This is a genomic window from Marinobacter sp. UBA2498 (assembly GCF_002341575.1).
Lineage (GTDB): Bacteria > Pseudomonadota > Gammaproteobacteria > Pseudomonadales > Oleiphilaceae > Marinobacter > Marinobacter manganoxydans.
The window spans coordinates 48,730-58,333 of record NZ_DDOI01000117.1; the positions used below are offsets into that span (position 1 = coordinate 48,730).

Genomic DNA, 9,604 nt, shown 5'->3' on the forward strand with positions numbered 1-9,604 from the left:
GACCGTCTGCAAATGCTGATCACACAGGCCAGGGCCAGTGGTGATCCGAGATACATGGGGTACGCCCAGACATTGATTAACCGCTGGCCGGACGAGCAGCTGACCGACCGGCTGCGAGTGCTCCGGGCAACCCTGCGCCAGAGCCTGCATCAATTTGATTCCGCCCGCGCCGATCTTGAACAGGTACTTTCAAGCTCTTCGGACAATCAACAGCGTATCCAGGCTCGCCTGACCCTTGCCAATCTCGAGCTGGTTCAAGGTCGTTACACCGAGGCCGGGCGGAATTGTCAGGCACTTCAGTCGGACTATCCCGGCCTGATAGCGAAGAGCTGCCTGGCTTCCGTGCAGGCGAGGACAGCCGACCCTCAAAAAGCCTACCGGAATCTTGCGCAACAACTCGCCGAGGCGACAGGCCGCCAGCCTGCTGATTCCACCAGTCGACTCTGGACCGAAGGCACACTTGGCGATATCGCGGCCCAGGCAGGCCTGCCCGAAGCCGAACTGCATTGGCGAAGGGTTCTGCAGGCATCTCCGAGCGACCTGTATATCCGAGCCCAACTTGCCGACTGGCACCTTGAGCAGGACCAGTTCGAGCGCGTTTTGACACTCACCCTGGGATTCGAGGCCGTTGACACACTGGCCGTGATTCGGGCCATCGCCATGAAACGCTCCGGCCACCCGGGCAGTGACGAACTGATCGGTCGTTTACGGCAACGATTTGAAGAGGCCCGGTGGCGAGGCACTTTACTGCACGCCAGAGATGTTGCCCGTTTCCTGCTGGATGTAGAGAACCAGCCGCACGATGCCCTGAGACTGGCGATCGAAAACTGGGAGAGTCAGAGGGAGCCCCTGGACACCCGGCTTTCGCTCAGAGCTGCTCTGGCTTCAGGTGACAGGGCCCAGCATCAAAGAGTGAGCGAATGGCTCAGTCAGCAGGGTCAGATCGATGCCCGCTATCCGGAGTTCAAACAATGAGGATAACAATAAGAATCTGGCTCGCCTTGACCACAATAGCGCTGATGTCAGCCAGTGGGATGGCAGCAGCACACAAAGCAAGCGACAGCTTTCTTTACCTGAACAGCGGTCCGACGGAACTTCGAATGGATGTTGCACTACGGGACCTCGCGCTGCTCGTGAGCATTGATAGCAACGGAGATAACGAAATATCCGGTCAGGAACTGCGACAGGCAAGACCAGAAATTACGCGGACCATCGAATCCGCGCTCACCTTTTCGAACAGCAGTGGCAACTGCGGTCTGGCCGGTAAGACTTGGGGTATCAGCGAGCACAGTGACGGATTCTATTCCGCTGCCCGTTACGCTATCCAGTGCCCCGATGGTGAGCCGCCGAGAGCGCTTGAGTACAACCTACTGTTTGAACAGGATGCACTGCATCGGGGCCTGGTGAGCCTTGACCATGATGGGCAGAAACGTCTGACCGTACTGGGGCCCGATTCCCGAACGCTGGATCTGACAGGCACGGACACCCCGGGCTATTTCGGTGTGTTTACCACCTTCGTTTACGAGGGCGTTATCCACCTACTTATCGGCCTGGACCACATCCTGTTTCTGCTGGTTCTGGTCATTCCGGCAACGCTGTCCACTGCCAAAAACCAGGCATCCAGCGGCCAGTCACGAGCCTTGCGGGGCCGTCTGCTTGAACTGGCCGGCATTATCACGGCCTTTACCTTGGCGCACTCCATCACGCTGGCGCTGGCCGCCCTCGATATCGTTTCACTCCCCATCGCATGGGTGGAAACGGTTATCGCGCTTTCCATTGGCTTGGCAGCATTGAACGTGGCCTGGCCGATTCTCGGGCACAAAACCTGGAAGCTCGCGTTCGGATTCGGTCTGGTGCACGGTTTTGGCTTCGCCAGTGTTCTGGGCGATCTCACCAGTGGCGTATCCGGGCTGGCGGTGGCGCTGGCAGGTTTCAACCTCGGTGTGGAACTCGGTCAACTGGCGCTGCTGGTCGTGGGATTCCCGGTGCTGTATTACCTGGGTAAAAATCGGATGTATCAAAAGGGCGCCGTGCCAGTGATGCTGGCCGGCATAGGTGCTATCAGCCTGTTCTGGGTTGTCCAGCGCGCGCCCCTGTCCTGAGCGCGCACCGGATGACCTTAATGCAGGGCCCGCATCTGACGCGGATAGAGCGCTGCACTGACTTCCGGCTCTTCCAGCAGGTCGGCCAGCTCGCGGTCTACGTTAGTCTCTTCACCTTCTTCCGGCAACGGCTCGAACAGGGTGCTCAGCCAGGAGGCTACGGAGGGTGCTTCGTCCCGTTTGTAATCGGTGGACAGCGCCTTGATCCGGCGGAAGCCGATGATGCGCTGGTGTTTGGGATCCCGAATCTGTTCAAAACCCCGCCAGTAGACGTGATCCCTGGTGTGCAGTTGCACGAACAGGGTGTCGATGGGGCCGTCTGAATCGTCGGCACCCTCGGCTTCTTCCTCAATGGCTTCCGGGGCCGCTTCGGCTTCCACTTCGGGTTTCTTGTGACGGATGGTGGTCCAGGCCGGGTACAGCACGGCCACGGCATCCGCTTCAACATGCTCGCGGGCGGCGCGGAGGATCAACCCCCAGCGGGCCTTGTCGGCATCGGTTTCAAGGGAATTGATGGGCAAGTCATAGCTTTGTTCGCTGGACAGGACGATGGCCATCATGGGGGCGTCTAACTCCCCCATGGCCTCGGCCTGTGCTACTGATACCAGTTCGTCGATTGCCATCGGTTGGTTCATAATACGCTCGCCTCCTCGATGCCATCAGGGTCGTTCAGGAAGAAGGGGTCTTCCTGACTAACAGCATAGCCTGTTCCGGCTACAAAGATAAACGTGGAGTTTCCCCAGCCGGATCACAACCCCGGATACCTCAGAACGCGTCCTCAAGCCTTTCGTAGTTGCTGAACCAGGGATTGGCCTCTTCCAGTTGGCCCGCCAGCTGAAGCAGGGTCGCTTCGGCGCCGTGGGGACCGCCAAACTGGACCCCGACCGGTAACCCTTCGGCAGTCCAGTGCATCGGCACAGACATGGCCGGTGTCCCGGTCAGGTTTGCCAACTGGGTAAACGGCGTCCGGGCCAGGCTTTCCAGGGCCATCTGATCCACCTGTCCAGAGCGATGAACCAGTTTACCGGCCTTCAATTTCAGCATCAGACGGGCAGCGAATTTGAGGTGGGCCGGCGTTTCCAGTTCGCCGATGGCGGCCGGCAACTGCCCGGTGGTCGGGCTGAGGTAGAGATCGTAACTCCCGAAAAACGCACCCAGCGCCCTGGCAAACTCGTTCCACTGCTGGCGCCGCCGGACATAGTCGGACAGCGGCATCGTCTCACCAAGCATGCCAATCAGCCGGGTATCCAGCTCGAAATCGCTGTCGGTGGCGCCGAACTGCTCTTTCGCCTTCGCCATCAGCGCCGACACTTCACCGAAATACAGGCCGAGGTAGCAGCGGGCCAGGGCCATGCCGTCGAATTCCGGCGCAGCATACTCAACCCTGTGACCCAGATTCTCGAGAACCCGGGCCGTTTCCTCCACGGCTGCAACGCACTCCGGTGCTACCTCCGTATTGTAGGGTGAAGACGTGAACACGCCGATTCTTAGCTTGCCCGGAGACCGCTGCATGAGCTCGGAGTAGGCCGCAGACGGCCCGGGAATCTCGAACGGGTCGCCCGGAGCCGGCCCACTGAGCACATCCAGCATCGCCGCACTGTCTCTCACCGTCCGGCTGACCACATGGTCGGTAGACGCACCGGTCCAGGCTTCACCCATAAAGGGACCCGAGGAAATGCGTCCCCGGGACGGCTTGAGGCCAAACAGGCCATTGTAGGCAGCTGGAATGCGGATGGAGCCGCCGCCATCGTTGGCGCCGGCCATGGGTACAATGCCGGCCGCCACCGCCGCGCCGGAGCCGCCACTTGAGCCACCCGGGGTCAGCTCCGTGTTCCAGGGGTTGCGGGTTGGCCCCCAGAGCTCAGACTCGGTCACCGCTTTCAGACCAAACTCCGGCGTGGCGGTTCGCCCCAGGAAAACCAGCCCACCGTCCCGTGCCCGGCGGACAAATTCCGAATCCTGGGGCGCAATATTCTTTATCAGCCCCCGGCTGCCGTAGGTACACGGGTGACCCGCCTGCTCCTGGGCGAGGTCCTTGAGCAGCAGGGGCACGCCGGCAAAAACCGCCTGCTCGGGGAAGTGCTGTGCTGGCGCCTCGGAGAACAGCGGATAGCAGATCGCATTAAGTGTGCTGTTCACGCGGGTTGCCCGCTCAACCGCTGCCTCGCATACTTCCCTTGAAGTGACCTCACCCCGACGGACAAGATCAGCGAGTGCGGTAGCATCGTAACGAAGATATTCAGATTGCTTCATGGCAGGTTCCCTTTGTTATTCTGTTTTGAGGAAGGTCACGGGTATATCGTCTATGGTCAGAATTCTCAAGAGCTTACGCCAGCTTGCCGTGATTTTCATCCTGGCAGCGCCGGTTGCCGTTGCCGCCCAGGACCCGCCGCCAGCGGCCAGTGAAGACAGCGACTGGACTCGCGTGGTCCGGTCCTCGCCCTACTGGGTCAGCCAGGGGGTATTTGAAAACATCCTCACCATCCGGCGCTGGGTATTAAAAGAATCCGGCTATTGCGCCAGTGCCGAGCGCCACGTCCTCTACGATATGCGGGGGCGCTTTCTGGCCTGGATCAGTGATGGCGAAGACCGCGAGGCCACCCAGCGCCTGCTGAACACCACCCGAAAATCACTGTATGAGAATGACAAGGTGGAAGACTGGGTTGCCGGCGAGACCGGCCAGACCGGCTATCCGTTCGCCCTTTCCTGCGACCAACCCCATGTGAACGTCGACGAGGCCGTTGCGCGGTATCTTGGCACCCTGCCGGCGGACCGGATCTGGGGCGCCTGGGACGACCTCAATTTTGCCGACAGCAGTGCTCCGGAAAGCCTTCATGATGCACTGATCTACGTGTACGAGCACCGCAGCAGTCAGAACCGCCTGACTCTGCCACAAGCCTTGCCCCGCTACCTGGCGGGCCAGATCCTGATTGAGAGTGGCGCACAGGCAAGAGCCCATTCCCGGGCAAACGCCAGGGGCATCCTGCAGCTGTCACCTGCGGCTCTGTCCGACTGCCAGATTGCCCCCAACAATTTCTGGCATCGGCTGGCACAGATCGACTGCGCCCTGCGGCTGATGAACCAGAATGCCCGCAATCTGGCACCGGTGTTCCAGCAACGGTTCGGCCATTTGCCGGAGGCCAAAAGGGACCGATTGTTCACCCTTTTACTGGTTCAGGCCTATCATGGCGGCGCCGGACGGGTCCAGGCGCTGCTGGACGACCCGGTGCTGGCACAGCCAGCCGAGTATTTTGCCGCCAACCATGAACGCTTTACCGCCGGCGATATTGCCTTCGGCCTGATTTTTCACAACCTGGGGCGGGACCGCCTCGGTCTTGCATCGCTCTACTATGTGGCCGACGTTCAGCTGGCAACCGAGGCCCTGTGTCGCACGGCCAAACTCAAATCAACGGAATTCTGTGAATGGAAGTACTCAACCAACTGATACCCGAAAGCCTGAGCCTCCCGGTCGCCGTTTTCCTGCTTGCCAGCTCCACCATAACTTCGATGATCACCGCCAGCCTAGGCGCCGGTGGCGGCGTTCTGCTGCTGGTACTGATGGCCAGCTGGATGCCGCCTGCGGCCATCATCCCGGTTCATGGCATGATCCAGTTGGGCTCCAATGTTGGCCGGGCGGCACTGACCTGGCGGCACGTAGACTGGCGGGTGATTGCCGCGTTCCTGCCCGGTGTGATCGCAGGGGCGGCGCTGGGCGCCTGGCTACTGGTGAATCTTCCGGCCCACATCTGGCAGCTGACCATCGCCCTGTTCGTTCTCTATCTTTGCTGGGGGCCGGCACTACCAAAGGGTGCCTTCGGTGCCCCCGGGGTGTTTCTGGCCTCGGCCCTGACCAGTTTTGTCAGCCTGTTCGTGGGCGCCACCGGGCCGCTGGTTGCGGCGTTCATCAAGCAGATTCACACCGACAGGTTCAAAACCGTGGCCACCTTCGCCACCGCCATGACGCTGCAACATGCGCCCAAGGCGCTGGTGTTCGGGGCGGCGGGTTTCATGTTCTTTGAGTGGCTCCCGTTTATCCTTGCAATGATCGCCTGCGGCTTCGCCGGCACCTGGCTCGGGCTCCATGTACTCAGTTCCCTTAGCAACCGGAAGTTCACACTGATCTTCAATATCGTGCTGACCGCGCTTGCGATCCGCCTGCTATGGCAGGCCAGTCTCTCAGCCGGCTGGTGGTGACGGAACCACAACAACCCTGTTACGTCCCCGGGATTTGGCGACGTAGCTACCCTCATCCGCCCGGGCCATAACCTCCCGGGGGCCGCTGTCTTCCGGTGTCAGTTCCGTCAGGCCGATACTCGTGGTTACACCGAATGACCGGCCGTCATGCTCAATGCGAAGAGCCTCAACATCCGCGCGGATCCGTTCCGCCAGAGCCTGCGCCCTTGCCATGCCACAGGCGGGCAAAATAATGCCAAACTCATCCCCGCCAAGCCTGGCCACGGTATCGGACTGGCGAACCGAGTCCTTGAACAGGTCCGCCAGCCGTTTGAGCAGATCGTCGCCCAGCAGGTGCCCACCTTCATCGTTTACCGGTTTGAAGTAGTCGAGATCAATGAGCATCAGTACCGAACGGACGTCCTGGCGATCGGCTTCTCCCAGACATCGGACCAGCGAGGCGTTGAACGCCCGCCGGTTGAGTAACTGAGTCAGACTGTCGTGGGTTGCCTCCCAGGACAGCCGTTCCTCCTGCCGGCGGCGGTCGCTGTCATCCCGTAACACGAACACCAGGCGCTCATCCTCGCGACCCTGACGAATGTGCAACATAGTGAGATCAATCGGGAATGGCACACCCAGCGAGTTCCGCAGAGTCACGTAAAGACTGTCCAGATCTTCTCCGGACAGGAACTCCTGCGCTGTCAATTCCCGCTCTTCAGTTTCAATGGTGACCAGCTGGAAAAAGTTCCTGAGTAAGCACTCACCCTCTGTTCCCAGAAGCCGACAGGCGGCAGCGTTGGCAAACCGGATTACACCCTCGACGTCTACCATGAGAACGCCTTCCTGGAGGACGCGAAGAATCGTCTCGGCGCGCTGCTGCTCTGTCCTGAGCGCCTCTTCCACCTCCAGTTCATGGGAAATGTCGCGGACTACGGTGATGGTACCGAGGGCCTTTTCCGGCGTCTGAATTGCTGCCGTCATCACATCCCCCCAGATCACCTGATCCGGAGCAGGGGATTCCAACCTTAACCGGCCACGGAAAACGCTCTGGTTCCTGATCGCATTTTTCCAACCGGCAATCGCCTCCTGCCGGTCGGCATTGTCCACACGATCGGCCAGGTAACTGTATGTGAGATCTTCCGCCGGTTTGCCGACGATCGCCTCGAAAGCCGGGTTGGCAAACTCGATACGGCCCAGGACGTCGGTCTGGACAATACCGATGGGCGCACTCTGGGTAAGGGAACGGAAAAATGCCTCTCTTTCTGCCAGAGACACCAGAACTTCATCACGCTCATCGGTCACCGTGTTAAAGATCTCGGCAACCTGGCGGATTTCCTTACCCCCGGCGACGTCCACCGGATCGGAGCGCATACCAAGGTGGCGCTCGCGGATCTGGCTGCCCAGTGTTTTGAGCGGCGCCATCAGTCGCCGGAAGCGCCACAGTGCAATAGGTGCGATCAACAGGATCACCACCAGCAGAATCCATAAGAAGGCATCCACAGTGCGGGTAATCGGCGCCAGCGCTTCTCGAGCCGGCCAGGAAGCTGATACGAACCAGGGAACCTGGGTAAGCTGCTGCACCGACATGATGGTCCGTTCACCCTCGCCGCTGTTAGTCTCCAGCGTGCCTTCAAACCCCTCCATGGCATCCCGGAGCACAGGATTCGCTACCCGCACCGGCGCCATGGCCTCGTCGTCCCTTTGACTGACCACCACAAAACCACTGCGGGTTGCCACTCCGAGATAACCGGTAGTTCCTATGCGGATGTTGATAAACTGATCAAGAAAATTGTTTCCATCCAGGGCAATGGCACCGCCAAGCACACCAATGAAACGTTGGCGGTGGTCGAAGATCGGCGCAGCCACCATGATGGCCGGCTTTTCCTGATAGTTGGAAATATAGGGTTCGCTGATCACCGGCGTGAGCGTGGAGGAAATCCGCCTAAAATATTCCCGATCACTGACATTCAGCCCCGCCTGACGGTAATCCTCCGGGTGCTCAGCAATAACCAGGCCTTTTTCATCCATCAGGTAGACCGCATCAAACAGATGCTCCAGGGCCGTTTGCCGACGAATCAGAACCCTGGCCCTTGCGTCCAGAACATCGCTGGACATGGTCAGGTTCTGGGCCACGTGGTTGAGTGCTTCAAGACGCAGGGCCAGCTTGTCATCCAGCTCCCCGGCAATCAGGGTGGCAATGGTTTCCACCTGGTTCCGGGCCTGCTGTTCCAGTTCAGAACGGCTCAGCAAGAAACCGGCGACGGTTACCAGCAAGGCCGTCAGTATGATCGCGACAACCACCAGAGCAACGGCCCGATTCGCCAGGCTGCCCAACCATCGCTTGATCAGCATGACTTCCAGACTCCGCAGCGGATTCGACAACCGGTAATGATCTGACCTCCGTTTTCAAACTCTTATTTGTGGTTCTTATGCATGACTTAAGTCTAACAGAGGGGGTGCCATAGTCAGATTACAGGCTTGCAAATTCAATGATAATTGTTATTATTTAGTTCCACTTTTGCACATTGAGAACTCCTCTCATGACGGACATCCTCTCGCCTCTGAATACCGGCCCGCTCGCGCAAGTTATTGATATGGGAGGCCCTGTGATGCTGGTGCTGGTGGTGCTCGCGATCATTGGCTTCGTTACCTTCGTGTATCTGATGCTTATCGGAACCCTTTATGCGCCCCGTTTGTCCGGTCAGCTTAAAAAAACCGTAATGAACTGGCAGAATAATCCGGCGTCGGTACGGCCGTCAGAAGTGCGACATCAGGCAGGCCGCTGGGGGCGGATGAATCCGCTGCAGCATCTTGTCACCGATACGATAGAGGCCATTCAGAACGATCAGGACGACCGGCAGATCCGGGAAACCGCCGCACGGGATGCCCAACATGCCCTGGAGCCGTTCGAGGCACCGTTGAAGATCATCGAAGTCATCGCAGCCCTGGCCCCTCTTCTCGGCCTGCTGGGAACCGTACTGGGCATGATGGAGGCCTTCAGCGCCATGGCTGCTACCGAAGGCCGTGCCAATGCCACCCAACTCAGTGGCGGTATTTACGAAGCCCTGACCACTACAGCCGCGGGCCTGGTAGTGGCCATACCGTTTGCTGCACTGGCTGCATGGATCGAGTTCCGGCTGCGACGCATCCACAAGACCATCAACAGCACACTGGTTTCGATTCTGCATATCGTGCCGGAGCAGACTCTGGACGCCGTTGAAGCAGATTACCGGTCGCCGGAAAGCCAGCGTGCCGCCGAAACCGCCGTCGACGAGCCCGACCGTTACTCAACCGCCCGGGGTCAGCGATTCGCCCATGCAACTGGTTGA

Annotated in this window: 8 protein-coding genes; 5 read left to right on the plus strand and 3 right to left on the minus strand. The window is 59.6% G+C overall.

Annotated features, from left to right (window positions below):
- On the plus strand, positions 1-975 hold a 975-nt coding region (locus B2W52_RS16380), incomplete at its 5' end, for a tetratricopeptide repeat protein (protein WP_286803750.1).
- Between the two features lie 125 nt (positions 976-1,100).
- A complete protein-coding gene (locus B2W52_RS16385; protein ID WP_227507864.1) occupies positions 1,101-2,102 on the plus strand; it encodes a HupE/UreJ family protein in 1,002 nt (333 codons plus the stop codon).
- Between the two features lie 17 nt (positions 2,103-2,119).
- On the opposite strand, the gene B2W52_RS16390 is transcribed toward B2W52_RS16385, so the two are convergent.
- A complete protein-coding gene (locus B2W52_RS16390) occupies positions 2,120-2,737 on the minus strand; it encodes a hypothetical protein (protein ID WP_053113587.1) in 618 nt (205 codons plus the stop codon).
- Positions 2,738-2,867: 130 nt separating this feature from the next.
- Entirely contained in the window at positions 2,868-4,355 is a 1,488-nt protein-coding gene (locus B2W52_RS16395) for an amidase (protein WP_286803751.1), read from the minus strand.
- Positions 4,356-4,407: 52 nt separating this feature from the next.
- Between B2W52_RS16395 and B2W52_RS16400 the strand changes: the two genes are divergently transcribed.
- Together B2W52_RS16400 and B2W52_RS16405 are read left to right on the plus strand one after the other, a co-directional pair.
- Positions 4,408-5,547 (plus strand): lysozyme family protein, encoded by a 1,140-nt coding sequence (locus tag B2W52_RS16400; RefSeq protein WP_273069142.1) that lies wholly within the window; start codon positions 4,408-4,410, stop codon positions 5,545-5,547.
- The gene (locus B2W52_RS16405) at positions 5,526-6,296 is read left to right on the plus strand and encodes a sulfite exporter TauE/SafE family protein (protein ID WP_230706113.1); all 771 of its coding nucleotides are present in this window, start codon (positions 5,526-5,528) and stop codon (positions 6,294-6,296) included. Before B2W52_RS16400 ends, B2W52_RS16405 begins: the two co-directional genes overlap by 22 nt.
- On the opposite strand, the gene B2W52_RS16410 is transcribed toward B2W52_RS16405, so the two are convergent.
- Entirely contained in the window at positions 6,279-8,627 is a 2,349-nt protein-coding gene (locus B2W52_RS16410) for a sensor domain-containing diguanylate cyclase (RefSeq protein ID WP_273069145.1), read from the minus strand. The genes B2W52_RS16405 and B2W52_RS16410 overlap by 18 nt on opposite strands.
- A 188-nt stretch (positions 8,628-8,815) precedes the next feature.
- Between B2W52_RS16410 and B2W52_RS16415 the strand changes: the two genes are divergently transcribed.
- Entirely contained in the window at positions 8,816-9,604 is a 789-nt protein-coding gene (locus B2W52_RS16415; protein ID WP_273069147.1) for a MotA/TolQ/ExbB proton channel family protein, read from the plus strand.

What these genes read in the sequence shown, in the direction of transcription:
- B2W52_RS16385 (WP_227507864.1), top strand. Translation starts at nt 1,101, where the DNA reads ATGGATGTTGCACTACGGGACCTCGCGCTGCTCGTGAGCATTGATAGC.
- B2W52_RS16390 (WP_053113587.1), bottom strand. Translation starts at nt 2,737, where the DNA reads ATGAACCAACCGATGGCAATCGACGAACTGGTATCAGTAGCACAGGCC.
- B2W52_RS16395 (WP_286803751.1), bottom strand. Translation starts at nt 4,355, where the DNA reads ATGAAGCAATCTGAATATCTTCGTTACGATGCTACCGCACTCGCTGAT.
- B2W52_RS16400 (WP_273069142.1), top strand. Translation starts at nt 4,408, where the DNA reads ATGGTCAGAATTCTCAAGAGCTTACGCCAGCTTGCCGTGATTTTCATC.
- B2W52_RS16405 (WP_230706113.1), top strand. Translation starts at nt 5,526, where the DNA reads ATGGAAGTACTCAACCAACTGATACCCGAAAGCCTGAGCCTCCCGGTC.
- B2W52_RS16410 (WP_273069145.1), bottom strand. Translation starts at nt 8,627, where the DNA reads ATGCTGATCAAGCGATGGTTGGGCAGCCTGGCGAATCGGGCCGTTGCT.
- B2W52_RS16415 (WP_273069147.1), top strand. Translation starts at nt 8,816, where the DNA reads ATGACGGACATCCTCTCGCCTCTGAATACCGGCCCGCTCGCGCAAGTT.